This is a genomic window from Acinetobacter sp. 251-1 (assembly GCF_030329305.1).
Lineage (GTDB): Bacteria > Pseudomonadota > Gammaproteobacteria > Pseudomonadales > Moraxellaceae > Acinetobacter > Acinetobacter piscicola_A.
On sequence record NZ_JACANS010000007.1, the window covers coordinates 47,984 to 73,349 of the forward strand.

A 25,366-nucleotide genomic window follows, 5' to 3' on the forward strand; every position below is an offset into this window, starting at 1 on the left:
ATTGTGTCCGTCCAAGAATTATTTTTATCGTGCTTCGTTGAGATGCAGATTCAAACATGGATGCAAAAAAATTAGCTGTAAGTTTTCTAACGCATTTCATCAATAGTTGTGTTGCAAATTGTAATTTTGTTTACAAAGTAGGGGGTGTCATCAGGCTTTAGTCTATACACATGAAAAAGCATCTATTGCAAATCAATAGATGCTGTAAAAAAGAAGAGATAAAGTAAATTGGAAATGATTAACTTAAGATGTTGAATGCACCTAAAGATGAATGTGTCTTAGTTTCTTGCATGAATACTTTCTAAAGTATCTACCAATGTGCGTGTGGTCTGATCAATTTCAAAATTAAGCAGATCACCAACTTTTAAGTCTGAAAAATTGGTTAAGCGGATGGTTTCAGGAATAAGATCGACTGAAATTTGATTTTGTGTTTTATTGACATTGTTCACGGTCAAGCTGCAACCATGTAAGCCAATAAACCCTTTTAAAAAGAAATATTTGATTTTTTCATTTGGAATTTCAATATCTAAATGCAGTGTTTTACCATTTTCAACGATATTTTTAATCTGCGCCATTCCTTCGATATGTCCATAAATATTATGTCCACCATTTTCCATACCGACTTTAAAAGAACGCTCGACATTGACCAAACTATTTTCTTTTAAATGACCTAGTGTGGTAAGGGATAAGGTTAAATCCGAAATATCAAAACTGACTAAAGTTTTTTCTTCATTCATCCCCGTAACGGTCAAGCATGTTCCATCAATCGCAACACTGGCACCGATAAACACATCATCTAAAAAGTTTTGACGGTTTTCCACAAAGATGGTGGTATAGCCTTGATGTTTTTCGATGCGATGAATTTTTTCAGTGCCTAGTACGATACCTGTATACATGTCCAATCTCGTCATGATATTAAAAACTTGACTATTAATAACATAAATTTGCACTGTTGCAGTGTGATTGACATGATAAATGCTTGAAAAGATTCCTCCTTGATTGTAAGGGAGGAATTTTCAGCTCTATCATGATTTCAGTTTTATGTTGCAAAGAACACTAGACGATGAATTAACTTTCGAGTAATACAGAACCATATTTTTCACGAAGGTCTTTTTTCAACATTTTACCTGTACCTGTTAAAGGAATAGCATCTACAAAGACTACTTTGTCTGGAATCTGCCATTTTGCAATTTTATCTGCATAATAATTTAAGAGATCATCTTCAGTGACGTTAGTGCCTTGCTGTTTGATCGCAATCACTACAGGACGTTCATCCCATTTTGGATGTGTCGCGGCGATGACGGCAGCCATCGCAATTTCAGGATGGCTCATGGCTATATTTTCTAGTTCAACAGAAGAAATCCATTCACCGCCTGATTTAATTAAATCTTTGGCACGATCACTTAGAAGTAGATAACCATCTTCATTGATCGATGCAATGTCACCTGTATCAAACCAGCCATCAGCAGTTAACGCATTTTCAGATTTACCATAATACGATTCGATAATCCAATGCCCTTTAACTTGTAGGTTACCTGTAGTGTGACCATCACGCGCAACTTCTTGTGTTCCTTTTTCTTCATCCGTAATGCGTAAGTCGACACCAAAAGGTGGGCGACCTTGCGAAAGGCGAACAGTGAGTTGATCTTCAGCAGACAATTTTTTATGTTTGGCTTTGAGTTGATTACTTGTACCCAATGGACTCATTTCAGTCATTCCCCAAGCATGAATGGTTTCACAGTCATATAAGTCACGGAATGCTTTCATCATCGCAGGTGGACAAGCGGAACCACCGACAACATTGTGTTTTAAACTCGCAAGTTTACTGCCACTTTGTTTGGCTGCTGCCAATAAGCCTTGCCAAATTGTCGGCACGCCAAGTGCAACGGTCACATTATAGTCATCAATCATTTGGACTAAACTGGCACCATCTAACCCAGGACCTGGCAATACAAAAGTACAACCGACCATTGCTGCAGCATAAGGTGTACCCCAAGCATTTACATGGAACATTGGGACGACAGGCAACATGACATTATTGGCAGAAAGATTTAATGAGTCAGGTAAACAAATGGCATAAGTATGCAAAATTGTGGAACGATGACTATATAAAGCACCTTTCGGATTTCCTGTTGTTCCTGAGGTGTAGCAGAGTGAACTCGCGGTATTTTCATCAAACATAGGCCATTCAAACTCTGCTGAATGTTCTGCGATCAGTGCATCATAAAACTTCACATCAGGGAGTACCGTTGCGACATCTTGGTCAAAAGCACTTAAACAAATAAAATGTTCCACACTTGGAGTATGTGCTTTTACGGCATTGATTAATGGGAGGAATGTTTTATCAAAGAGTACGACTTTGTCTTGTGCGTCATTAATAATAAAAATCAATTGTTCTGGAAATAAACGAGGGTTAATCGTATGACAAACCATACCACTGCCTGAAATTGCATACCAAGATTCTAAATGACGGTGATTGTTCCATGCGATGGTGGCAATACGATCGGCATGTTTGGCACCTAAACTGGTTAAGGCATTGGCAAAACGTTTTGAATTCTCAGCAACATGTGTCCAGTCTGTTGTGGTTATAGTGCCATCGGTATTTTTAGAAATAATTGCGGTATCGCCATGATAACGAGCAGCATGTTCGATTAAATTACTAATCAAAAGCGGCTGAAACATCATATTTCCTTGCATACAATCATCCTTTTAATTTTGTTGTGATTGATCTATTTCATTTGTGCTTATTTAATCCGTTCTATTTAAAAAATTATCAAATAGAAAAAACATATTTTTATCCTAACTAAAAAAAAACTGAATGCAATCAAAATATTCACAAAATTTTGTAACGAGGAAAAAATAAATTGATGTTGAAAAACAAATATTTATTAAATTATCATGATTTGAAAATAGCATTGCAATTTAGACGAAAATTTTGCGTAAATCTATGGAAAAATAACTTGAATTGGTACACAGATATGTTAAAACTATGAGACAGCCTTATTCAAAAATAAATGTTTTAGGATAAAACATGAATAAGGTCAATCAACATAGGAGATGATGAATGCTAGAAACTTTAAAGAAAATTTTGTGTTTACACCAATTTGAATATGAAATTGATGCCACTGCCACGGTGAAGAAAGAATGTCGTAAATGTGGGGTTTGTCACTGATTTTATATCCAAAATTTACTCGGGATATCATCGTATTATTGCTTTAAAATGAAGTCCTTTAAATGTATTTTAAATGCATAGTATGATGATATTAAATGCGCTTCAAAATAAGAAAAAATAAAGTAAGCCTTCGTCTCTTTCAAATTATATTTCAGTTAAAATAAAAGCTTCTCATCATTTGAATTTTATGGGTATGTTGAAAGATTTTACTGCTGAAACTTATATTATTGATCAAAATCTTGTAGATACTTTGACGTGGCTTTGCCATCATCAAGGGTGTTTTGATTCCTTTGAATATGATGCATTTACCAAAGTATTGAGCGTACATCATGCCAATGGCACGGATATTTTACGTGAAGGCATGTTTTTAAATGCAAAATATGGGCTTTTGATCACTTCGCTGTAAAATTTTGAACTATAAACTTAAATCATCGCTTAAAAAAAATTAAAAAGCGATCTTGTAAAGATCGCTTTTAGACAGATTATCTGATTTAAACGGCCATCGCGTCAACCGAAAGTTCGGCAGCTGTTGGTTTAGCTTTTTCCGCAATTAATCCTAACTTATTGAATAATTGTTTGTCCTTGCCTTCACCTGCATTGGGTGTAGTCAGTAACTTTTCACCACTAAACAATGAGTTTGCACCTGCCATAAATGCCAACGCTTGATCAGAATCACTCAATGCTTCGCGTCCTGCTGAAAGGCGAATATAGCTATGTGGCATGATGATACGTGCAACCGCAATGGTGCGAATCCATTCCGTGACATCGAGTTTTTCAACTTCTGCTAAAGGCGTACCATCAATCGGAACCAGCATATTGATTGGGACAGATTCAGGATGAGTGGGTAAGGTTGCAAGTTCTTGCAATAAACCAATACGGTCATTACGATTTTCACCTAAACCAACAATTCCACCGCTACACACTTTCATACCTGCATTACGTACATGATCTAAAGTATTTAAACGATCATCGAAAGTACGCGTGGTGATGATATGAGAATAGTATTCACGTGATGTATCAAGGTTATGGTTGTAATAATCTAACCCAGCTTCATGCAAACGTTCTGCTTGAGACTGATTTAACATTCCCAAAGTCATACACGTTTCTAGTCCAAGTGCTTTGACTTCACGTACCATTTCAAGAACATAAGGCATATCACGCTCATGTGGATTACGCCAAGCAGCCCCCATACAAAAACGAGATGAACCCGATGCTAATGCTTCTTTAGCTTCACTGATCACTTTGTCGACAGCAATGCGCTTTTCAGCTTCTAGTTTTGAATCATAATGCGCTGATTGCGAGCAATATTTACAGTCTTCAGGACATTTTCCTGTTTTAATTGAAAGTAGAGTGCTGACTTGGATAGTATTCGCTTCAAAATGATTGCGATGAATCTGCTGTGCTTTAAACACTAAATCTAAAAATGGTTGTTCATATAAGGTTTGGATTTCTTCACGTGTCCAATCATTTCGTACTAAAGGCATAAGTCAAATCCCTGATAAAATATTACTATCTCGATGTATCATACACAAAACATGCCAAAGCCAATGGGCAAAAACATCCAAATGGTTATTGGTATCTTGACTTAAGATTAGCATATAAATTAAAAATAAAAATAGTGATTTACTTACAAACTTTGCGGTTTTTCTTGTCAGATCGTGACATAAAATATTTTTGTATTTAGGTAAACTTCAGAGTATTCGCTTTTAAAAAATGAAAATAACCCTGATTTTGCAGAGAACGTGCTTTGCTATTGAAGTTGTAAAAAATGAGTAATTTGGCGCAAAAAAATTAAAAATTATTTTGATTTACGCTGCTGCTCTGCAATTGCCCAGTCAATATGGACTTGCACAATCTCATCATGATGTGAGCGATGATGTTGCAAAGCCCGTAAAATTTTAGTTGAAAAGGGTGCATTTCCTAAACCAATTGCAATATTTCGCATAAAGCTTTGGTAACCTGTACGGCGAATGGGGCTGCCTTCCGTGCAGTTTAAGAAAGTCGCTTCATCCCAGTGCCAGAGATCTAAAAGTGAAGCATTGTCTAAACCATGTCTTGGATAAAAATCTTCAATAGGGGTTTTCTTGGCAAAACTATTCCAAGGGCAAATGAGCTGACAATCATCACAACCAAACACACGATTACCAATACCACGTCTTAATTCCTCTGGAATAATACCTTTATATTCAATCGTTAAATAAGCAATACATTTGCGCGCATCTAACATATAGGGTTCAACAATCGCCTGAGTGGGACAAATATCAATACACGCTGTACATGAGCCACAGTGCTTTGTTGTTGGCTGATCAAAAGGTAGTTCTAGGGAAGTAAATAACTCACCGAGAACAAAAAATGAACCTGATTTTTTATGAATGAGTAGAGTGTGTTTACCTGTCCATCCCATACCTGCATTTTCAGCCAAAGATTTTTCAAATACAGGTGCGGAATCTGCAAAAGGGCGAGATTCAAAATCGCCAACTTTTTCTTTAATTTTATTGGCTAAAGTTTTGAGACGCCCACGCATGACCTTATGATAATCTCGTCCACGAGCATAACGCGCAATGATTGCTGAATTGGGTTCGTCGGGCACATAGCGCGGCTTGGGTGTTTCTACTAAATAGTTCATCCGCACACAAATAATGCTTTTGGTGTTTGGCACTAATAAAGTCGGGTCAGCACGTTTTTCTAAATTTTCTTCTAAAAACTTCATATCACCATGATAACCACGTTTTAAATATTCCTTAAAACGTACTAATTCTGCTTGAGCATCTGGTTTGGCAATGACACAATCAGCAAAGCCAAGTTGCAAGGCTTGCTCCTTGATCCAACTTTTGAGTTGCTCAGGATCAATCTGTTGTAGGGCGCTGTGTGTTGAAGATGAAGAAGCCGACATAGAAAAACATAGAGAAGATAATGCATTCACAAGTTTATCATAGCCATGAGATTCAAGCATGGGAAGCACGTTGGTTTAAACAACAAAATAGTTCTTTTGGGCTGATGCAACAAGTCGCATGGTCGATTGCACAGCGTTTAGAGGTTGTTTTTACTTCTCAAAATACCATTCAACGTATTGCAATTTGGTGTGGTTCAGGCAATAACGCAGGCGATGGTTATTGTTTGGCAAAATATTTACAGGACTTGGGGTATCGGGTCACCGTTTTTGCGGCAGGACGTGGGCAAGCCGCAGATTTAGCAAAAGCATTTCATCTAGCTCAAACACATGATGTAAATATTCAAGCACATTTTAATATTGAAAATACCTTTGATTGTCATATTGATGCACTTTTTGGTATCGGTTTAAATCGTGATTTGGATGTTACATGGCAAGAAATCATTCAAAATTTTAATGCGCAATCAGGCTTAAAAATTGCGATTGATGTGCCCAGTGGTTTAAATGCAAATACAGGTCAACCTTTGCCAACTGCGGTTAAAGCCGATTTTACTTATAGTGTGTTAGGTTTTAAAGTTGGGTTATTTACGGGGCAAGGCAAAGAATTCTCTGGAAAAGTAGAGTTAATTTCTGCGATACCAACAGATGATCAATTAAAGAACATTGCCCAACTCTCTTCTACGCATATTGTGTTACCACAACGTCAAGCTTTTGGTCATAAAGGCAGTTATGGGCATGTGTTGGTGGTGGGTGGACATGCCGAAATGGGTGGGGCTGTAATGATGGCTGCCGAGTCAGCATTTCGTGCAGGGGCAGGCAAGGTGACGATTGTCTGTGATGCCAAGCACCATACAGCAATCTTGGCACGCTCACCCAATATTATGCTCCGTGATATCAATGCATTAACAGATACTGAAATGGACAGACTTATTGAACATGTGGATGCTGTAAGTTTGGGTATGGGTTTAGGGAGAGATGATTGGGCAAAACAACAATTTTTAAAATGGTTTCCTAAAATTCATCAAGCATCACATTTACAGATTGTTTTAGATGCTGATGCTTTATGGTTTTTGGCGGAAGATCCGATCAAGTTAAATGCACATACTTACTTAACACCACATCCTGGTGAAGCTGCAAAATTGTTAAATTGTAGTGTAAATCAGATTGAAGCAGATCGAGTTGCGGCAATTGAGAGACTGCAAGAAAAATATGCAGGGCAATGGGTACTAAAAGGTGCGGGAAGTTTGATTTTAGATGATCAATTGTGGATTTGTACTGCGGGTAATGCAGGAATGGGCACAGGTGGGATGGGGGATGTGCTTGCAGGAATGATTGCAAGTTTAAAAGCACAGTTTAATGAAAATATTCATTTGCATCAGATTGTCACTTTGCATGCACTTGCGGGTGATTATTTAGCGGGAAAAGGGCAAAGAGGTGTACAAGCTCATCACATGCCTGATGCTGTGTATTATGTAGTGAATGATTGTCGTCAATCACCTAGCGAAAAATGAAGTAAATCATCATAATGAAATATTTAAGATGATTCGATAAATTATTTTTTAATATATAAATCAATGGGTTTTAGGTAAATGGAAAAATATTTAATTGTTGGGATTGTATTTGCAGCATGTGTTTTATTGGTGATTTACACACAAATAGATGCATCTAAATCGACAAAAAAGCTGAGTTTGAGAGAGAAAATCCAACATGAGTTTCCACAATATAAAGTGATAGAACGCAATGAAAATATCGTGATTTGCCGAGAAATTGCAGGGTCTCGTATTGATGATGAATTGGTCTTGATTCGTATAGATATTAACCAAGATAAAAACTTAAGAACAGTGGGGAAAATGTTGATTGCAACATATAAAAAATCACCGTCAATACGAGAAATCCGTAAAGATACAGCGGGATATGTTTAATTTATACTTATCTACACAACTGCATCGGATTTTTATGAAAAGCTAACGTCTTCTCCCACTATAACGACTGCGTCCTCGTGCCATACCACCTAAAGCATTCAGTACCGCCAATTTACTCATACTGCCGGATGCATGTGCATGACAAATCGCAGCCGCGAGTGCATCAGCAGCATCAGCTTGTGGGTGGATCGATAAATTGAGTAATTTCATGACCATCATTTGTACTTGTTCTTTGTCTGCTGCGCCATAGCCGACAACAGACTGTTTAATTTGACGCGCTGTATATTCAGCAACTTGCAGATCTAAATTGACCAATGCCGCGATGGCAGCACCTCTTGCTTGTCCAAGCTTTAAAGCAGAATCAGGATTTTGTGCCATAAAGACTTGTTCTACGGCTGCTTCAGTTGGACCATGGAATTTTACAATTCGGTCAATCCCTGCAAAAATGCGTTTTAAGCGCTCAGGCATGTCAGGAGTTTCTGTCCGAATTGTACCAGCATCAATAAACTTTAATTTTTGACCATCTTTTTCAATAATGCCATAACCCGTTAATCGTGAGCCAGGATCAATTCCAATAATGAGAGACATGTGCCTACTTAAAAATGCTTAAACAATTCTAATTATATGATTTTTTATAAATAATTTCTGTATAAGTTTCATATTTAATTGAATGTTTAAAATAGATTGAAATTGATATTTTTTTACTCAGCATAATTTTATTAAATCTATTGCATAAGTTAAATAAAATATTTGTTAAATACAACTAAAATACTCAAGAATATAAAATAAACAAAACACAAACATAAATGTAAATAAATGTAACAAAAGAGAATGAGAATATATGCTATTTATTGTTTTAGCTTTATCTTACTGCTTATTTTTAATCTATATAATTGATTTTATTTTTGTTTTTTAATTTTTATTGAATGTTTGTTTAAATAAAGTAGGATTGATTTTTTAAGCTTAAATTAAGCTTAAGCTGTAAATTTTAATTTGCTATTGTATAATTTATACAAATCTATTTTTTATTTACTATTGTTGTTTATGAACATCGTTAAATTTTTAGCAAGCTTTAATACGGTTAATACATATTTATTTCTTTCAATCTGTGCATTAAGTGCGATTGTTGGATATTTTTATTTAAATCCTTAATTATAAGCATGTGACTTCATATAAAACCTGCATTAGATGCAGGTTTTATCATTTTAAATGGTGGCTAAACAGTCTGAAGTAGTGTGAAAATGTTGAGTGATCCTCAAATTAAAATTTATTAGAACCTACTTTTAAAATTAAATTAGGTTTAAATTTTAATTTTTTGTCAATTTTAGTCTTTAAGACTTTAAAAAATTGAAAACGCCCATATACAATCAATATATGTATAAAAATTTATGCATTTTTTCATTTTGTCGAGAATAGATTAATTTTCATGAAATTAGCTCTGGTTGTATTGGTTGGTTTAGTCTTAGAAATTTTTGTGTGGATTGGCGTAGGCGATCTCGTTGGAAGCATGTGGTATGTATTCTTCTGGTTTATTGCTGCCTTTTTTATTGGTTTAAATCTGGTACGTGCCAACGCAACAGGACTTATGCCACAGATGCAACAAATGCAAATGGGGCAAATGAGTGCTGACCCACAGTTGACCAATAATTTACCTAAAATTTTAGCAGGTATTTTGTTGATTATTCCGGGATTAATCACAGATATTTTGGCAATTCTGATTTTGATTCCACCTGTGCAACAAGCTTTTAAAAATGCCATGATGAAAACCATGATGAAGCGCCAACAAGCGATGATGGAAAAAATGATGGGTGGCATGATGGGAGATATGGGTGGTAATGCTGGACAAAACCCATTTGCAGATTTAATGCGTCAAATGCAAAATCAACAAGGGAATCCGTTTCAGGATTCATCGGTGATTGATGGTGAAGCTCGTGAAGTTGAGCCAGAACGTAAGCAAATTGAATTAAAAAATGTTAATAAAAAATAAAAGCTGAGCACTTGAAAATGAGCTAGACATGTGGGTCTAGCTTTTTTTATGACAGATTTCTATAAATGAACTAAATCTTGTTAGTGCAGCGTATAATAATGAGGTCTTTTTCGTATTTGTTCCTATATTTTGCATGTCTTTATTATTGACCATTTGTTCATTACATTTTTTTGCACAACTTAGTCCAGGCCCTGATGTTTTGCTTGTAGCAAAAAGTTCAGCGTCTACAACACGAAAAAATACACTCAAAATTGTTTTAGGAATTTCAGTTGGAATCATTGTTTGGGTGGTTTTGACTCTAATGGGTTTTACGGTGCTCATTCAACAATGGCCATGGATCCAACAAGTTCTGATGATCATTGGGGGATTTTTCTTGGCGAAGATGGGGTACGCCATGTTGAGAGGCGGAGTTTCAACTTTAAAACAAGAAGTATCTTTACATGGTGTGATTGAACAGCAACCTAAAAATTATTTTATGATGGGCTTATTGACCAATTTATCTAACCCTAAGACCTTGATTTATTTTAGTAGTGTGTTTTCTTTGGCATTAAGTTCTTCAGCAAATAGTCATTTAAAAACACAGTTGGCAATTATTATTCCGATTCAGACATTTTTTGTGTTTACACTTTTTATGTTGATTATGTCGATGCCGAAAGTCAAACATCTATATCAAAAATCTGGGAGTTATATTGATATTGCATCAGGTGCATTATTTGTTATTTTTGCGCTATGGTTGTGGTTGGATGCACTTCATCTGATATAACTTCTATTTTAGAGGTATTATTTTCACAGGTATTGTGCTGTTGAATTTTTTGTGTGATTTGATACTTATTTGCAAGCAAGGTGGTTTCAGTATTCTCTGAACCTTGGTAAGTGCGACTACGATTGGCGCGTTCACGTAAACCGCCTTTTTTAATCAATCTAATCATGTTTACTCCCCATAAAATTTTGCATAGTCTAATTAAAATTTTATGGGGAGTAAAAGAAAAGTTGTTGCTAATAAAGAGTTAGATGATTGAAGTAACATTTTTATATTTAATAAAATAATAAAAAACTTGACTTATAATGAAAAAAGTATACAAAAAATCATTTGTAAAATTATCTTAAATCTGTTTATTTAATATAAGTGACATCTTCAAATACTAATATGGTCACGCTGAGAAAAACAATAAATGTTTTAGTAGCAGGAGGAATATATGCTATATCAATATCAATGCGCTTGTTGTAATAAGGTTGTTACAGCAAACGACAAAGAATGCCAAGACTGCGGCTCTCATCATATTCGCAGTCCATATGGATTTTGGATTTTTTGTATATTTACATGCTTATTTGCTGCGATTGCATTTAAAGCAGGGCAGATCTATTTAAAGAATCATCAAGCAGATACGCCTGAACAAGTCACGTTATTGAATGTGCTCAATCAAAATTCGAATAAAAATAAATCATAAAACTCGCTTAAATTATCAGGTACTTTTGAATTGAAATTTTAAAGTACCTGTCATTTTTATACATCTCAGTCATATTTAAGAGAATGTAAAGGCTAAATTTATTATGCTTGGTGATTTAAAAAATTTGCATGATTGATTTGAGATAAAGGTAGGTTGATTGCAAAGCATTTGCTGCGAATATTTTGGATTCCAAAGCTTTGTAAACGTGCAGTATGCATCGTTAAATAATTTTGTGCATTTTCTTCATGATCAAATAAATAAATGCCACCTGCTTCCTGAGTTTGACTATTTTCAGTCCATATTTTCCATAATAGACCTTTTTCTAGGTTAATACTTTCTGCAAGTGCTTTAAATGCAATAGACATTTCATCTGCAAATGGTCCAATGGTAGGAAAGTCAACTTGTAATAATACAGGCATATTGTGTATTCCAAGGTTTGAAAGTCGAAAGTAATATTCTATGATTTTATATAATGTTTGAATAGTTGTGTGGGCAAATAAAAAGCCCGCATGATGCGAGCTTTTTGATATTTCATTGGAAAATTAAAGGTTTGCTGATGCTTTTAATGCTTCAACTTTATCTGTTTTTTCCCATGTAAATGCAGTATCAGAGCCTTCACGACCAAAGTGACCATAAGCCGCAGTTTGTTTATACATAGGCTGAAGAAGATCAAGCATACGTGTAATACCGTATGGACGTAAGTCAAAGTGTTCACGAACCAATTGAATGATTAATTCATCCGATACTTTGCCGGTATTGAATGTATTGATTGAGATCGAAGTCGGTTCAGCAACACCAATCGCATAAGACACTTGAATTTCACACTTGTCTGCAAGACCAGCTGCAACAATATTTTTTGCCACATAACGACCTGCATACGCTGCAGAGCGGTCAACTTTAGAAGGGTCTTTACCAGAGAATGCACCACCACCGTGACGTGCCATACCACCGTAAGTATCTACAATGATTTTACGACCCGTTAAACCACAGTCACCGACAGGGCCACCGATCACAAATAAGCCTGTTGGATTGATATGGAATTTTGTACCTGCATGGAACATTTCAGCAGGAATAATCTTTTTCACGATTTCTTCAATCACAGCTTCTTTTAAATTTGCTTGTGAAATTTCAGGATCATGTTGAGTTGAAAGTACAACCGCATCTAAACGAACAGGTTTACCATTTTCATAAGCAAATGTAACTTGGCTTTTCGCATCTGGACGTAACCATGGCAAGCTGCCATTGCGACGTAATTCTGCTTGTTTTTCCATTAAACGATGTGCGTATGAAATTGGAGCAGGCATGAGAACATCGGTTTCACGGCTTGCATAACCAAACATTAAACCTTGATCGCCTGCACCTTGATCTTCAGGTTTTTGGCGGTCGACACCTTGTGCAATCTCTGGTGATTGTTTACCAATCATATTGATCACAGCACAAGTTGAACCATCAAAACCTAAGTCAGTATGATGGTAACCGATGCCATTTACAGTGTGGCGTACGATAGATTCAAAGTCTACATTTGCAGTGGTGGTAATTTCACCTGCAAGAACGACAGCACCTGTTTTTACTAAAGTTTCACAGGCAACTCGTGCATACGGATCTTCTTTTAAAATGGCATCCAAAATAGCATCACTAATTTGGTCCGCCATTTTGTCTGGATGGCCTTCGCTTACTGATTCAGAAGTAAAAACACTGTATTCGCGCATGAAAATCCTACGGCTATTCTTTTCTCGATGCGTTATGTTACATCTTGTTGTCTATAATCACTAGGCTATTATGATGAAAAAAACGAATTAACTATAGAAATTGATTTGATTTAGTCAAAAAAGCGTAGCTTTACAATAAAAATAAGTTTCCACGATTTAATTTTCCAACAAGGATGCTTGAGGGCTGACATAACAAATAGGTACCACCTCTTCTCTACGTACAGCATCTACGGCTAAAGGGTTATCGGGCTGATTGTCCCATAAGTAAAGTTGGTGTTGTTCGGGGAACATATGTGAGTAGTAAAGTTTAACTTGTGGGAAAAATTGGCGATAACGATCAAAATAATCCATCCCTGACTGATGTGTCCAACGGGCTTGACCGCTATAGTCATCTACTGTTTTTTGCGCAAAAATGGGCATAGGAATGATTGCGATATCCTCTGGTTTTAATACACGGCGCATCTCCGAAATGGCTTTTAGATCATCATGAGGATAGAGCAAGATATGTGATGCAAATAGGATGTCGAAACTTGCATCAGGAAAAGGTATATCCATCACGTCAAATTGAATATCAACATTATTTCGAAATTTATCGGCAGAGGTATAGTATTTAAATTTACGTTGAAAATATTGTTGGATCGCATGTTCTGGTGCAATGTGCAGTACTTTAGCGTCTAAATTTTGATATTGATCAAATAGCTGTTGTACCACCAAAAATTGTAATCGAGCACGTTCATTTTCTCCACATTTTGGGCATTTTGCATGTAGTCGGCTCTTTTTATCTTTAAAAGGTCCACTATATAAACAAATTGGGCAGGTAAATTTTTGTTTATGTGGATATAAGAGTTTGAAAAATGGCGCTCTTAGACTTTTAATAGATTGTTTTAGGTTCATGTGTATTTAAATTTTTCTTTACTTGAATGAAAGAAGTATAAGGATATTTATTTTTTAGATAAACAGTGTATAAAAATATATTGTGTATGTTTTTCATGAATATAGAGCCAAAAACACAAGAAACAGGGCATGAAGATCATTAGTTTTGTTTGAATTGCTGGTTTTGCCTATGGCTATAACGTGTTTTATAAATAAGGGAATATTTATCCCCATCATTAAAGTTCTGCAGAATCGTTATTGCAAGTCGTAGGTACAGATGAAAATCGTGAGACTTATTTTTGTTCAAAGTTTATTAAATTTTTGATCAAATTGAGTTGAAATAAAAAGAAAACCAAGTGAAAGAGTTTGGAAAAAGCAAAGTTCCTGTCATACTAGGGGACGAAAATGGATACTTTAAAATTTGAGGTAATAAACGTGATTTCAGTGGGTATTGTCGGTGGTACAGGTTATACAGGCGTTGAACTATTGCGTCTTTTACTGCGACATCCAAATGCGCAGGTGAATGTACTTACATCACGTACTGAAGCAGGTAAACGTGTCGATGATATGTTCCCAAGTCTGCGTGGGCATACCGATTTAGAATATTCAGATTTAGATATTCATGTTTTAAAACAATGTGATGTGGTGTTTTTTGCAACGCCACATGGTGTGGCAATGAAACATGCGGAAGAATTGGTTGCTGCCAACACCAAAGTGATTGACTTAGCTGCTGATTTTCGTTTGCAAAATTTGGAACAGTTTGAAAAATGGTATGCTTTAGAACATGCGTGCCCAGATATCTTAAAAGATTCAGTTTATGGTTTATCTGAGTTAAATCGTGACAAAATTAAACAAGCAAAAGTAGTGGGTAATCCAGGTTGTTATCCTACCACTGTACAATTAGGTTTAGCGCCATTATTCAAACAACATAAAGACACCTTAGTGAAACCTGAAAGTATTATTATTGATGCAAAATCAGGGGTTTCTGGAGCAGGTCGTAAAGCAAGCTTGGGTATGATTTATTCTGAAAATGCGGATAACTTCAAAGCTTATGGCGTTGCAGGTCATCGTCATCATCCTGAAATTGTAGAAGCGTTAGAAAATATTTCAGGTCAAAAAGGCGTATTTGATCATATCGTATTTGTGCCGCATTTGGTGCCAATGATTCGTGGTATGTTAAGTACGATTTATGTGGATTTAACTGATGCAGGCGATGCGATGGATGTACAAAGTCTGTATGAAGAATTTTATGCCAATGAGCAATTTGTTGATGTCATGCCTGCAAATAGTTCCCCTGAAACACGTTCAGTGCGTGGTGCTAACCAATTACGCATTGCATTGTATAAACCACAGCCGAAAAAATTGGTGATCTTGTCAGTACAAGATAATTTGGTCAAAGGTGCGGCAGGCCAGGCAGTACAGAATATGAACTTAATGTTCGGTTTTAATGAAGATGCAGGATTACAAAACATCGGATTATTACCATAAAAAACGCTTTTCAACTTCACACACATTTAACTTTGCGGTTAAATGTGTGTTTTGATGCTATCACTGATCAGAGATGACGATGCCAAATACACAAACAAATACCGCGTCACAGCCCGCTCCAAAGTCTAAAAAGAGTTTTATGAATGGCAATCTGCCACTTCTGGCGGGTGGTGTCGTCTTATGTGCAGGAAGTATGCTTTTAGGTTATACGGTTGGACATCGTCAAGGTTTAACAGTTGTTGGTTATGATGCGGATGCAGAGCAGTTGGTTGAGGTGGTGGAGAAACAAAAAGCCACATTGACGAACTTAAATAAAAGCCTGAATGCGGCTGTGCAAGAACGTGATGTTGCTGTAACCAATACCAAAGACCTTTTTGATGCGCTCAATCAAGCCAAATCAGACAAGGCTCAAGTGGATGGTAAAAATAAGGTTTACCGAGATGTGTTAAAACAACGAGGCGGCTTAAGTTTGACTGTGCAAAACCTCGCAGTTAAGGCTTTACCTGAAAATGCTTATGAGTATCAGATTGACTTGGTACAAGTGAGTCCAAGTAATCGCCGTGCAACAGGTTCTGCTGAGTTGCGTTTGATTAGCGGCACAGAAGTTTTAACCATTCCAATGGAAGATGGTAGCTACAATTTTGAAGACTTTGAACGCCTCACTGGACGTTGGACCATGCCGAAAGGTTTTACCCCACAATTTATTGAAATTCGACTCAATGGAGCAACACCAGTGGTTAAGCGCTTTGCTTGGTCTCGTGGTAAAGCTGTGGAAAGTACAGAGGCTTTTGCTTCTGAAGTTCCACAAGCTGAAGCAAATGCTCAATAACTTATGAAATTAAAATATATGCGAACTCTTAAACGTAAAACTAATTTAAATGAAGTGAAATTATCCTTTAAAGAAACAGGATATATCGATTGGCATTTTAATCCACGCTTAAGTGATTCGCAGCAAAATGAAGACGCTGACGGGGATGTAGCTGTTGCAACAGCACCCCCTGAGTTAAAACGTCCACCGATGTACGCTGTTGTTTTAATGAACGATGATTACACACCCATGGACTTTGTAATCGAAATTTTACAACAATACTTTGCTTTGAATCTTGACCAAGCTACTCAAGTAATGTTAACAGTACATTATGAAGGAAAAGGTGAAGCTGGCGTATATCCACGAGACATTGCGGAAACGAAAGCCAACCAAGTAAATAATTATGCTCGGTCTCAAGGTCATCCGTTACTTTGTCAGATTGAGCCAAAAGAATAAGGGGGTTACATGCTCAGTCGTCAATTGGAAGTTTCTTTACGTTTGGCTGTTAGCATGGCTCGTCAAAAGAGACATGAGTTTCTTACGGTTGAACATTTGCTACTGGCTTTACTCGATAATGATTCTGCGGTAAATGCATTAAAGGCGTGCGGCGCAGAAATTGTGAGTCTACGTAAAGAATTAGAAGAATATGTAGAGCAACATACGCCAAAATTGGGTGAAAATAGTGATCAAGCACCGCATCCTACAGAAAGCTTTGACCGTATTTTGCAACGTGCAATATTCCATGTGCAATCGAGTGGCGGCGATCGTACGGTAGAGGGTGCAGATGTCCTCGTTGCAATGTATTCTGAACGTGATTCATTTGCAGTATATTTATTGAAGCGCCATCAAATTAATCGTTTAACCTTGACACAATATTTGTCACATGGTGGGCGTAAAGAAGAAATTCAAGTTGAAGAAGAGTCTGATGATCTAGATGGAGAATCAGCATCGACTGCAAACGCAGGACCTTTAGAACTTTATACGCTCAATCTAAATGCTGAAGCGCAAAAAGGTAAAACAGATCCTCTCATTGGTCGTGAAAAAGAAATTGAGCGTACTGCGCAAATTCTATGCCGTCGCCGTAAAAACAACCCATTGTTAGTGGGTGATCCAGGTGTGGGTAAAACTTCTATTGCAGAAGGTTTGGCTTGGCTCATTGTGAATGGTAAAGCACCAAAACCTCTTGCGAATGCAGAAGTGTTTAGTTTGGACATTGGTGCTTTAGTTGCAGGAACTAAATACCGTGGTGATTTTGAAAAGCGTTTAAAACAACTGTTAAATGCATTGAAGAAAAAGCCCGAAGCTATTTTATTTATTGATGAAATTCATATGATCATCGGTGCAGGCTCAAGTATGGGCAGCACGATGGATGCATCAAACCTCATCAAACCAGCTTTGGCGAATGGTACTTTACGTTGTATCGGTTCAACGACTTTCCAAGAATACCGTCAAGTCTTTGAAAAAGATCATGCTTTATCACGCCGTTTCCAAAAAATTGATGTAAATGAGCCGTCTATTTCAGAAACCATTGATATTTTACGTGGTTTAAAAACCAAGTTTGAAGAATTCCATCATGTGAAATATGATGATCAAGCTTTAATTTCGGCTGTAGAACTTTCTGCAAAATTTATTAACGATCGTTTCTTGCCTGATAAAGCCATTGATGTGATTGATGAAGCGGGTGCACAACGCCGTTTAAAAGCTGAGCAAGATGATACCCAGATCACTGTTGAAAATATCGAGGATATTGTCTCTAAGATTGCACGTATTCCACCAAAAACGGTGTCTAAAGATGATAAATCAGTACTTGAACATCTTGAGCGTGATCTTAAACGGGTGGTATTTGGTCAAGATGAAGCGATTACTGCATTAGCATCTGCAATTAAATTATCGCGAGCAGGTCTAAAATCACCAGATAAACCCGTGGGTAGTTTTGTATTCGCAGGTCCAACAGGTGTGGGTAAAACTGAGGTTACAAAACAATTAGCGAAATTGTTAGGTGTTGAATTTGTCCGCTTTGATATGTCTGAATATATGGAGCGTCATGCGGTTTCACGTTTGATTGGTGCACCTCCGGGTTATGTGGGCTATGATCAAGGTGGTTTGCTCACCGATGCGATTCATAAAAATCCGCATTGCGTATTGTTATTGGATGAGATCGAAAAAGCACATCCTGATGTCTTTAACTTGTTACTGCAAGTGATGGATCATGGTGCTTTAACAGACAATAATGGACGTAAATCTGATTTCCGTAATGTGATTATTGTATTGACGACCAATATCGGTGCAGAAAGTATTTCTCGTACAAGTATTGGTTTCACTGAGCAAGACAACAGTAATGATAATCAAGATGCAATGAAGCGAGCATTCTCACCTGAATTCCGTAACCGTTTAGATGGTGTGATTCAATTTAAAGCATTGCCAACCACGGTGATTGATTCTGTTGTGGATAAATTCTTAACGGAGCTTCAAGCACAATTGGATGAGAAGAAAGTAGTGCTTGAGGTGGATCAATCTGCACGGGATTGGATGGCTGAAAATGGTTATGATCGTCAAATGGGTGCTCGTCCGATGCAGCGTTTGATTCAAGAGCATTTGAAAAAACCGTTGGCTGAAATGATTTTATTTGGTGAACTTGCTGATCACGGTGGTAATGTTGCCGTTTCTGTGAAAAAAGAAAATGGCAAAGCGGTTGGGCTTACACTTGAAGTGTTTGAAGATCAAACTGCAGAACCTGCCTAATTTTATTTGAAATAAAAACCCGTGTTATAAGCACGGGTTTTTTATTTTAACATTTTTATTTTGGGATCTAATTTATGGATGTACAGCTTTCTAAAATCGCCATGACATTTTTTTTATTTTTCATGACCGCTATTGCTGAAATCTTAGGATGTTATTTCCCATACTTGATTTTAAATCAAGGTAAAAGTCATTGGTTGTGGCTCCCGACTGTACTGAGTTTAGCTGTGTTTGTATGGTTACTCACTTTACATCCTGCTGCATCTGGGCGTATTTATGCAGCTTATGGTGGGATTTATATTTTTACGGCATTGCTGTGGCTAAAATATGTTGACCAAGTGAGTCTGAGCCGTTGGGATGTGATGGGTGGAATTGTAGTTGTGTGCGGCGCGGCTTTAATCATTCTTCAGCCTAATGGCACGCTACGTTAATTTTATTTCAAAGTGATTTCTACTTAATTTTATGGTTGATAAAAGCTGACGTGTTGAATAGTCTGCGTGAGGGTCAAATGTAGCACAATCATTTTGATTGATGAGAACAGCATGCTTCTTATTTATCAGTTTAAAAGATATGAAAGTTTATATTTATTGGTTTAAGTTCTAAGAAATTAAACCAATTGCTTTATAATGCTGTGGTATTGCATATTTTTTGTTCTGTTACGTGAGGAATAGATAAATATGCTGTTGTAGGCTTTACGCTTGCTTGTTTTTTTACGACAATATAGGGGTTTTTGAATCTCTATTCATATTGTTATTTTTTCAAATTTATTGGACTCTGATCTATGACAACCCCACTGAATGAACGTCGTATTGCCAATGCAATTCGTGTACTCGCAATGGATGCTGTGCAAAAAGCAAACTCTGGACATCCAGGTGCACCAATGGGGATGGCAGATATCGCTGATGTGGTATGGCGTGAGTTTTTAAATCACAATCCAACAAATCCACAATGGGCGAACCGTGACCGCTTTGTATTGTCAAATGGTCATGGCTCAATGCTTCAATATGCATTATTACATTTGACTGGTTATGATCTTTCAATTGAAGATTTAAAATCATTCCGTCAATTGCATTCAAAAACACCGGGTCACCCTGAGTTGGGTTATGCGCCGGGTATTGAAACAACCACGGGGCCATTGGGTCAAGGTATTGCCAATGCAGTGGGTTTTGCGCTTGCTGAAAAAACGTTAGCAGCACAATTCAACAAAGAAGATATTAAAGTTGTTGATCACTTCACTTACTGTTTCTTGGGTGATGGTTGTTTAATGGAAGGTATTTCCCATGAAGCATGTTCATTGGCAGGGACTTTGGGTCTAGGTAAACTTGTTGTTTATTATGATGACAACGGTATTTCGATTGATGGTGAAGTGGAAGGTTGGTTCTCTGATGATACAGAGCAACGTTTCTTGGCTTATGGTTGGCAAGTGCTGAAAGTTGATGGTCATGACAGCGATGCAATTCGTGCTGCAACTGTTGAAGCACGTGCAGAAACAAATAAGCCAACATTGATTATTTGTAAAACCATTATTGGTTTAGGTTCGCCAAACAAACAAGGTAAAGAAGATTGCCACGGTGCGCCACTGGGTAATGACGAAATTGCATTAACTCGTGAAGCTTTAGGTTGGAAAGAAGAACCATTTGTAATTCCTGAAGATGTTTATACGTCTTGGGATGCAAAAGCGAAAGGTACTGCTTCTGAAGCGGCTTGGAATGAAACTTTTGCTGCATACGCTGCAAAATATCCAACTGAAGCTGCTGAGCTTAAACGTCGTTTAGAAGGTGATTTACCTGCTGAATTCCTTGCACAAGCAGATGCTTATATTGCTGAAGTCAATGCAAAAGGTGAAACAATTGCAACACGTAAAGCAAGCCAAAATGCAATCCAAGCATTTGCACCATTACTTCCTGAAATTCTAGGTGGTTCTGCTGACTTAGCAGGTTCTAACCTTACACTTTGGAAAGGTGCAAAAGGCGTTGAGTCTGATGCTGCTGGTAATTATGTGCATTATGGTGTACGTGAGTTCGGTATGACTGCAATCGCTAATGGTGTTGCACTTCATGGTGGTTTCATTCCTTACGTTGCAACATTCCTTATGTTTATGGAATATGCGCGTAATGCAGTACGTATGTCTGCATTGATGAAACAACGTGTGATTCATGTTTATACACACGACTCAATTGGTTTAGGTGAAGATGGTCCAACTCACCAACCTGTAGAGCAAATTGCATCTTTACGTGGTACACCAAACTTAAATACTTGGCGTCCATGTGACACAGTTGAAGCTTCTATTTCTTGGAAATCTGCTTTAACGCGCAAAGAAGGTCCGACTGCATTGATCTTCTCTCGTCAAAACTTACCATTCCAAACGCGTACTGCAGATCAAATTGCTGATGTTGCAAAAGGTGGTTATATCCTTGCGAAAGAAAAAGGTGAATTAAAAGCAATCATCATTGCAACAGGTTCTGAAGTTTCATTGGCTATGGAAGCATATGCACAGCTTGAAGGTGTGCGTGTCGTGTCTATGCCATGTGCTGAGGAATTTGTAAAACAAGATGCTGCTTACCGTGAAGCGGTTCTTCCTGCAAATATCCGCGCACGTGTTGCTGTAGAAGCTGCTCATGTGGATTACTGGTGGAAGTTTGTCGGTCTTGATGGTCGTGTGATCGGTATGACGACTTATGGTGAATCAGCACCTGCGAAAGATTTGTATCAACACTTTGGTATTACCACTGAAGCTGTTGTTGCTGCTGTAAAAGAATTAACAGCTTAATTTATAAATTGTTATAGATGGAAACGCCTCCTCGTGAGGCGTTTTTATTTTGGTGATATCTTTTTAAAATTGTGCGTAAAATGATCAAATTCTACTAGCAGTTTTTATTAAAAGGTATATAGTGAGCAACGTCATTTCGTTTTCATGAAATATGGTGAATTAGATACCATAAGTGAGGAAAGTATGAGTCTTTATGAGCAAATTAGCGATGAAATTGTGCTGATGGATGCGGGTGAGCAAAAATGGATTGGTCAAGATTTACCGCTTGAATCAATGGTTGCTGTAGAGTTGTTACTTCAGGATATGGCTGAAGATAAGCAAATCAAAATCCGCCGTAAAAACCATGAAAAGCAAACAGGTTTAAAGCAAATCGATCGAATTTTGGTAGAAAAGTTGTAAGTTGAAATTGATAAATATAAAGCTCCTAAATGGGGCTTTAATTTTGTTAATTGAAAATGTAAGCTTTCAAAATCATTTGAAAAAAAGAGAATAAGATGTCAGATTTAGATATCCATCCTGATTTATTTGCAGCAATTTGTAGAATCACTGCCAATCATATTCCTTCTTATGAAAATGAATGGTGTTTAAAATTGAGAGATGAGCTATTTAGGGAGAGTGAAATTGCCTCTTGTGGATTGGGATTTGACACGGAAATTCTTTATACAACAGTACCCGAACAAAAAATATTTAAATATCGATGTTTTAAAAGTACGGATATATTAATTCAAAATATGGAAGCTGTAGAGAACTTATCTGCATGGGCTTATATGGGCTTAGATTGGTCAGATAATTTTGATACCCAATATTTAAAACAAGCAAGTAAATTGATGCTTACTCAGTTTGAAAAACCAGATTTGTTTCCTCAGAAGAAACAATCTATCGTTAATTTGATTGACTTACTTTTAAAGCATAAATGTGGATATGAACTTAGAGATATCGAGGGGCAATACACAAAGTATTTTCATGATCGAAATGATTTTTATTGTACTGATAATATGCAAAAAGTTGAGTGGTATGATCTCGTCTATATTGTTACATTACCGAATGCTAAATCCCTCATTCCGATAGAAATACAACACGTTTTAGATGAATTTGAATGTGCTGAGTACAGTTATAATCTTATAATTAAGCTGTAGTTTGTTTTTGAGCCTTCTGTGTTTACCGATATTACAACACTTGGATTTATGTTATTTAATTATGACTAATTTGGGTTTCAAAATTATTTAGATAAAAGAGTGAATTAAATGACACCATGATCTCTCATCTTTAGCTATTTTCTTGAAACTATTATAGCCATTTTCCTTATAACTGTTACTAGTATAAATCTATTTATCATCTAATAAAGCTCTTGCGAAAGTACTCATTGCGAGTTTATGCAGTTGACTAGTACAGCGATTAAGTTAATGCGTGAACCGAATCTTTTTCTTCTATTTCCATAGCTTTCACTTAATATCCTAAATCAATCATAACATATTTACAATGTTTGAATTTATTCATTGTTTTTCTTGCTAGCTTAATGTCATGCTGACTGCTATTCGATAGATCTATGCTTATGATTTGTTTGCTCTTCGGATGATAAATTACTTGCGCTTTTAGTATAAATTTCTTCTTTTTACCACTGTAGAATTTACTCTGATTTTTTTCGGGCGTTCTATTGAACATTCTATTGCGTCAATTATAACCCAGTTAAAGTGTTCATCTGCTGTGGTAATACTTCGTTTTGGTAGGGTAAACATCTTGATTTCATCAATGCATCTTCAACTTTTTTAATGGTTCGATTCACATTACTTTCAGCGACATGTTAATTTGCTGCTCATTCCAATTGAGTGTTGTGGTTAGGTAATTAATTGAGGGCTAATAACAATTGATCCTCTATACTTAAAGTATGAGGACGACCTGATTTCTTTTTAACTGATTTTGATTTTTTAGGAACTCTACCATCTCAGCAAAAACCTGACGAGGTACGTCAACCAAAGGTTTGAATTCAGAATCTGAAAAAAGGTTTAATTTCTGATATCTCATGAAATTTATATTGAGATGATTTTTACTTTCGCAAGAGATCAATTGTATTTTTTAAAATAATCTCCATTGCACCCGCAACTGAGTGCAATGAAATATTCATCTTTAAGATGAAACATGCTGATCGTGATTTACCATATGATTTTGCTGAAACATAGCTTGTAGATCTGAGCCAGAAGGGGCCTGATAAATCTTCAAACCAAACTCAGGTAAGATTGCGATTAGATGATCAAAAATATCAGATTGAATCATCTCGTAATCTCCCCAAATTGTAGTATTGGCAAAAGCGTAAATTTCCAATGGTAAACCTTCACTGGTTGGTTGCATTTGTCGAACCATAACCGTTTGAGTTTGAGAAATACCCGAATGCTGTTTTAAATAAGCAGTGACATAAGCACGAAACGTCCCAAGATTGGTTAAGCGACGTTGATTAAATGTAGCATCATTTAAAAATTGTTGATTAAACTCTTTTAACTCACTTTGTTTTTCATCCAAATATGTATCTAATAATAAAAAAGCTTTTAATTTTTTCTGCTCCTGCGCACTGAGAAAATGCACACTATTTTGATCTATAAAAATAGAACGCTTAATACGCCTAGCACCTAACTGCTTCATTCCGCGCCAGTTTTTAAAGGTATCTGTGACCAATTTGTTGGTAGGAATGGTGGTAAAGGTCTTATCAAAATTTTGTACCGTAATGGTATGTAATGACATATCAATGACATCACCATCCGCATTTAACGATGGCATTTCGATCCAATCACCGATCCGTACCATGTCATAAGATGAAATTTGAACGGAAGCAACTAAGGATAAAATGGTATTTTGGAACACTAACATCAGTACAGCTGCCATTGCACCAAAGCCTGCAAGTAAACTAAAGACATCTTTTTTCAGGAATGTACCTAAAATCAGCAAAGCACAGACAATGTAAATAATCAGTTTAATTAACTGCAAATAGCCTTTGATTGGCTTGTTTCTTGACTTCGGATTTTTTTGATAGACTAAATTAAAAATACTGAGACATTCACTGATCGCTAAGGCAATCGTGACAAAAATAAAAGCTTGTCCCAACATTTGTACTATAGAAATCACTTTTGCTGATAAATGTGGAACTGTGACAATACCATTAATGATGACAATTGCAGGAACAATATTCGCAACTCGGCGAATAACACTATGCTGTGACAAAATATCACGATTTGCGAATTTTAATTTTTCAATCAATTTGCGGATGCCACGTACCACAATTTGTTTAGCAATAAAATTTGCCAATAAAGCGAAAAAAATCAAAATACTGAGTGAAGTTAGCATCTCTAACCAAGGATATTGATCTGACCAATCTTGAATATTTTGGATAAAAGCAAACTTTTCCAAAAGTAAAAACCTCTCATATATTTGATTAAGGCAATTCTATTGATTTGTAATGACAATATCCTGATTAATAACGATTTTGCTACATTGTTTGCACAGAAATGATCTATCTGCAAAATGCTGTTTGGTTGTTTTAAGCCAACATAAGCAATCAGTATCGTATTTTT

General features: G+C 36.6%; 24 protein-coding genes and 1 pseudogene. 14 read left to right on the forward strand and 11 right to left on the reverse strand.

Going from position 1 to position 25,366, the window contains the following annotated elements; genetic code table 11:
• Positions 1 to 278: 278 nt before the first annotated feature.
• Together HX129_RS06950 and HX129_RS06955 are read right to left on the reverse strand one after the other, a co-directional pair.
• Complete coding sequence (locus HX129_RS06950; RefSeq protein ID WP_286434789.1) at positions 279 to 896, reverse strand: riboflavin synthase subunit alpha; 618 nt, start codon at positions 894 to 896, stop codon at positions 279 to 281.
• A 172-nt stretch (positions 897 to 1,068) separates the two neighbouring features.
• A complete protein-coding gene (locus HX129_RS06955; RefSeq protein ID WP_130073661.1) occupies positions 1,069 to 2,697 on the reverse strand; it encodes a long-chain-fatty-acid--CoA ligase in 1,629 nt (542 codons plus the stop codon).
• A 668-nt stretch (positions 2,698 to 3,365) separates the two neighbouring features.
• On the opposite strand from HX129_RS06955, the gene HX129_RS06960 reads away from it, so the two are divergent.
• On the forward strand, positions 3,366 to 3,578 hold the full coding sequence (locus HX129_RS06960) for a hypothetical protein (protein ID WP_130073660.1): 213 nt from the start codon (positions 3,366 to 3,368) through the stop codon (positions 3,576 to 3,578).
• Positions 3,579 to 3,663: 85 nt separating this feature from the next.
• Here the strand turns inward: HX129_RS06960 and bioB are convergent, their stop codons facing one another.
• Both bioB and queG read right to left on the reverse strand, forming a co-directional pair.
• The gene (gene bioB / locus HX129_RS06965; RefSeq protein WP_174492760.1) at positions 3,664 to 4,656 is read right to left on the reverse strand and encodes a biotin synthase BioB; all 993 of its coding nucleotides are present in this window, start codon (positions 4,654 to 4,656) and stop codon (positions 3,664 to 3,666) included.
• Between the two features lie 314 nt (positions 4,657 to 4,970).
• The gene (queG, locus tag HX129_RS06970) at positions 4,971 to 6,065 is read right to left on the reverse strand and encodes a tRNA epoxyqueuosine(34) reductase QueG (protein WP_286434788.1); all 1,095 of its coding nucleotides are present in this window, start codon (positions 6,063 to 6,065) and stop codon (positions 4,971 to 4,973) included.
• 20 nt (positions 6,066 to 6,085) lie between these two features.
• Here queG and HX129_RS06975 point away from each other — a divergent pair, with 20 nt between their 5' ends.
• Complete coding sequence (locus HX129_RS06975; protein WP_286434787.1) at positions 6,086 to 7,573, forward strand: NAD(P)H-hydrate dehydratase; 1,488 nt, start codon at positions 6,086 to 6,088, stop codon at positions 7,571 to 7,573.
• A gap of 78 nt (positions 7,574 to 7,651) precedes the next feature.
• Positions 7,652 to 7,984, forward strand: a complete 333-nt coding sequence (locus tag HX129_RS06980) for a hypothetical protein (RefSeq protein ID WP_286434786.1) — start codon at positions 7,652 to 7,654, stop codon at positions 7,982 to 7,984.
• A gap of 42 nt (positions 7,985 to 8,026) precedes the next feature.
• Here HX129_RS06980 and ruvC read toward each other — a convergent pair whose 3' ends face one another.
• A complete protein-coding gene (gene ruvC, locus HX129_RS06985) occupies positions 8,027 to 8,572 on the reverse strand; it encodes a crossover junction endodeoxyribonuclease RuvC (RefSeq protein WP_130073655.1) in 546 nt (181 codons plus the stop codon).
• Positions 8,573 to 9,410: 838 nt separating this feature from the next.
• Here ruvC and HX129_RS06990 point away from each other — a divergent pair.
• Together HX129_RS06990 and HX129_RS06995 are read left to right on the forward strand one after the other, a co-directional pair.
• Complete coding sequence (locus HX129_RS06990; protein WP_130073654.1) at positions 9,411 to 9,971, forward strand: FxsA family protein; 561 nt, start codon at positions 9,411 to 9,413, stop codon at positions 9,969 to 9,971.
• A 133-nt stretch (positions 9,972 to 10,104) separates the two neighbouring features.
• Positions 10,105 to 10,734, forward strand: a complete 630-nt coding sequence (locus HX129_RS06995; protein ID WP_130073653.1) for a LysE family transporter — start codon at positions 10,105 to 10,107, stop codon at positions 10,732 to 10,734.
• On the opposite strand, the gene HX129_RS07000 is transcribed toward HX129_RS06995, so the two are convergent.
• The gene (locus tag HX129_RS07000) at positions 10,688 to 10,900 is read right to left on the reverse strand and encodes a hypothetical protein (RefSeq protein WP_130073652.1); all 213 of its coding nucleotides are present in this window, start codon (positions 10,898 to 10,900) and stop codon (positions 10,688 to 10,690) included. The two genes, HX129_RS06995 and HX129_RS07000, sit on opposite strands and share 47 nt — an antisense overlap.
• 267 nt (positions 10,901 to 11,167) lie before the next feature.
• On the opposite strand from HX129_RS07000, the gene HX129_RS07005 reads away from it, so the two are divergent.
• Complete coding sequence (locus HX129_RS07005; RefSeq protein ID WP_130073651.1) at positions 11,168 to 11,419, forward strand: hypothetical protein; 252 nt, start codon at positions 11,168 to 11,170, stop codon at positions 11,417 to 11,419.
• Between the two features lie 101 nt (positions 11,420 to 11,520).
• On the opposite strand, the gene HX129_RS07010 is transcribed toward HX129_RS07005, so the two are convergent.
• The 3 genes from HX129_RS07010 to HX129_RS07020 form a co-directional block, all read right to left on the reverse strand.
• Positions 11,521 to 11,838: a monooxygenase gene (locus tag HX129_RS07010; RefSeq protein WP_286434785.1), complete on the reverse strand. Its 318-nt coding sequence runs from the start codon at positions 11,836 to 11,838 to the stop codon at positions 11,521 to 11,523.
• A 123-nt stretch (positions 11,839 to 11,961) separates the two neighbouring features.
• Positions 11,962 to 13,128, reverse strand: coding sequence for a methionine adenosyltransferase (metK, locus tag HX129_RS07015; protein WP_130073649.1), 1,167 nt, complete (start codon positions 13,126 to 13,128; stop codon positions 11,962 to 11,964).
• Positions 13,129 to 13,284: 156 nt separating this feature from the next.
• Complete coding sequence (locus tag HX129_RS07020; protein ID WP_286434784.1) at positions 13,285 to 14,022, reverse strand: class I SAM-dependent methyltransferase; 738 nt, start codon at positions 14,020 to 14,022, stop codon at positions 13,285 to 13,287.
• Between the two features lie 408 nt (positions 14,023 to 14,430).
• Here HX129_RS07020 and argC point away from each other — a divergent pair, with 408 nt between their 5' ends.
• From argC to HX129_RS07060, 8 genes are all read left to right on the forward strand, one after another.
• On the forward strand, positions 14,431 to 15,489 hold the full coding sequence (gene argC / locus HX129_RS07025) for an N-acetyl-gamma-glutamyl-phosphate reductase (protein ID WP_286434813.1): 1,059 nt from the start codon (positions 14,431 to 14,433) through the stop codon (positions 15,487 to 15,489).
• 79 nt (positions 15,490 to 15,568) lie between these two features.
• Positions 15,569 to 16,318 (forward strand): DUF6776 family protein, encoded by a 750-nt coding sequence (locus HX129_RS07030; protein ID WP_130073647.1) that lies wholly within the window; start codon positions 15,569 to 15,571, stop codon positions 16,316 to 16,318.
• An 18-nt stretch (positions 16,319 to 16,336) separates the two neighbouring features.
• A complete protein-coding gene (gene clpS / locus HX129_RS07035) occupies positions 16,337 to 16,753 on the forward strand; it encodes an ATP-dependent Clp protease adapter ClpS (protein ID WP_286434783.1) in 417 nt (138 codons plus the stop codon).
• Positions 16,754 to 16,762: 9 nt separating this feature from the next.
• The gene (gene clpA, locus HX129_RS07040; RefSeq protein WP_286434782.1) at positions 16,763 to 19,039 is read left to right on the forward strand and encodes an ATP-dependent Clp protease ATP-binding subunit ClpA; all 2,277 of its coding nucleotides are present in this window, start codon (positions 16,763 to 16,765) and stop codon (positions 19,037 to 19,039) included.
• Positions 19,040 to 19,113: 74 nt separating this feature from the next.
• A complete protein-coding gene (locus HX129_RS07045; RefSeq protein WP_286434781.1) occupies positions 19,114 to 19,467 on the forward strand; it encodes a YnfA family protein in 354 nt (117 codons plus the stop codon).
• A gap of 350 nt (positions 19,468 to 19,817) precedes the next feature.
• A complete protein-coding gene (gene tkt, locus HX129_RS07050) occupies positions 19,818 to 21,806 on the forward strand; it encodes a transketolase (protein ID WP_286434780.1) in 1,989 nt (662 codons plus the stop codon).
• Positions 21,807 to 21,989: 183 nt separating this feature from the next.
• A complete protein-coding gene (locus HX129_RS07055; protein ID WP_130073642.1) occupies positions 21,990 to 22,205 on the forward strand; it encodes a hypothetical protein in 216 nt (71 codons plus the stop codon).
• 95 nt (positions 22,206 to 22,300) lie between these two features.
• On the forward strand, positions 22,301 to 22,942 hold the full coding sequence (locus tag HX129_RS07060; RefSeq protein WP_174492750.1) for a hypothetical protein: 642 nt from the start codon (positions 22,301 to 22,303) through the stop codon (positions 22,940 to 22,942).
• Positions 22,943 to 23,166: 224 nt separating this feature from the next.
• Here HX129_RS07060 and HX129_RS07065 read toward each other — a convergent pair.
• Together HX129_RS07065 and HX129_RS07070 are read right to left on the reverse strand one after the other, a co-directional pair.
• Positions 23,167 to 23,828 (reverse strand): annotated as a pseudogene (locus tag HX129_RS07065) (transposase).
• A 102-nt stretch (positions 23,829 to 23,930) separates the two neighbouring features.
• On the reverse strand, positions 23,931 to 25,202 hold the full coding sequence (locus HX129_RS07070) for a mechanosensitive ion channel family protein (RefSeq protein ID WP_174492749.1): 1,272 nt from the start codon (positions 25,200 to 25,202) through the stop codon (positions 23,931 to 23,933).
• Positions 25,203 to 25,366: the final 164 nt, after the last annotated feature.

Excerpts from the sequence above, each read along its gene's own strand:
- bioB (WP_174492760.1), bottom strand. The coding sequence starts at position 4,656 with ATGCCTTTAGTACGAAATGATTGGACACGTGAAGAAATCCAAACCTTA.
- HX129_RS06975 (WP_286434787.1), top strand. The coding sequence starts at position 6,086 with ATGCATTCACAAGTTTATCATAGCCATGAGATTCAAGCATGGGAAGCA.
- HX129_RS06995 (WP_130073653.1), top strand. The coding sequence starts at position 10,105 with ATGTCTTTATTATTGACCATTTGTTCATTACATTTTTTTGCACAACTT.
- HX129_RS07030 (WP_130073647.1), top strand. The coding sequence starts at position 15,569 with ATGCCAAATACACAAACAAATACCGCGTCACAGCCCGCTCCAAAGTCT.
- HX129_RS06980 (WP_286434786.1), top strand. The coding sequence starts at position 7,652 with ATGGAAAAATATTTAATTGTTGGGATTGTATTTGCAGCATGTGTTTTA.
- clpS (WP_286434783.1), top strand. The coding sequence starts at position 16,337 with ATGCGAACTCTTAAACGTAAAACTAATTTAAATGAAGTGAAATTATCC.
- ruvC (WP_130073655.1), bottom strand. The coding sequence starts at position 8,572 with ATGTCTCTCATTATTGGAATTGATCCTGGCTCACGATTAACGGGTTAT.
- clpA (WP_286434782.1), top strand. The coding sequence starts at position 16,763 with ATGCTCAGTCGTCAATTGGAAGTTTCTTTACGTTTGGCTGTTAGCATG.
- HX129_RS07055 (WP_130073642.1), top strand. The coding sequence starts at position 21,990 with ATGAGTCTTTATGAGCAAATTAGCGATGAAATTGTGCTGATGGATGCG.
- metK (WP_130073649.1), bottom strand. The coding sequence starts at position 13,128 with ATGCGCGAATACAGTGTTTTTACTTCTGAATCAGTAAGCGAAGGCCAT.
- queG (WP_286434788.1), bottom strand. The coding sequence starts at position 6,065 with ATGTCGGCTTCTTCATCTTCAACACACAGCGCCCTACAACAGATTGAT.
- HX129_RS06955 (WP_130073661.1), bottom strand. The coding sequence starts at position 2,697 with ATGCAAGGAAATATGATGTTTCAGCCGCTTTTGATTAGTAATTTAATC.
- HX129_RS07010 (WP_286434785.1), bottom strand. The coding sequence starts at position 11,838 with ATGCCTGTATTATTACAAGTTGACTTTCCTACCATTGGACCATTTGCA.
- HX129_RS07005 (WP_130073651.1), top strand. The coding sequence starts at position 11,168 with ATGCTATATCAATATCAATGCGCTTGTTGTAATAAGGTTGTTACAGCA.
- HX129_RS07020 (WP_286434784.1), bottom strand. The coding sequence starts at position 14,022 with ATGAACCTAAAACAATCTATTAAAAGTCTAAGAGCGCCATTTTTCAAA.
- tkt (WP_286434780.1), top strand. The coding sequence starts at position 19,818 with ATGACAACCCCACTGAATGAACGTCGTATTGCCAATGCAATTCGTGTA.
- HX129_RS06960 (WP_130073660.1), top strand. The coding sequence starts at position 3,366 with ATGTTGAAAGATTTTACTGCTGAAACTTATATTATTGATCAAAATCTT.
- HX129_RS07045 (WP_286434781.1), top strand. The coding sequence starts at position 19,114 with ATGGATGTACAGCTTTCTAAAATCGCCATGACATTTTTTTTATTTTTC.
- HX129_RS06990 (WP_130073654.1), top strand. The coding sequence starts at position 9,411 with ATGAAATTAGCTCTGGTTGTATTGGTTGGTTTAGTCTTAGAAATTTTT.
- HX129_RS07060 (WP_174492750.1), top strand. The coding sequence starts at position 22,301 with ATGTCAGATTTAGATATCCATCCTGATTTATTTGCAGCAATTTGTAGA.
- HX129_RS07000 (WP_130073652.1), bottom strand. The coding sequence starts at position 10,900 with ATGATTAGATTGATTAAAAAAGGCGGTTTACGTGAACGCGCCAATCGT.
- HX129_RS06950 (WP_286434789.1), bottom strand. The coding sequence starts at position 896 with ATGTATACAGGTATCGTACTAGGCACTGAAAAAATTCATCGCATCGAA.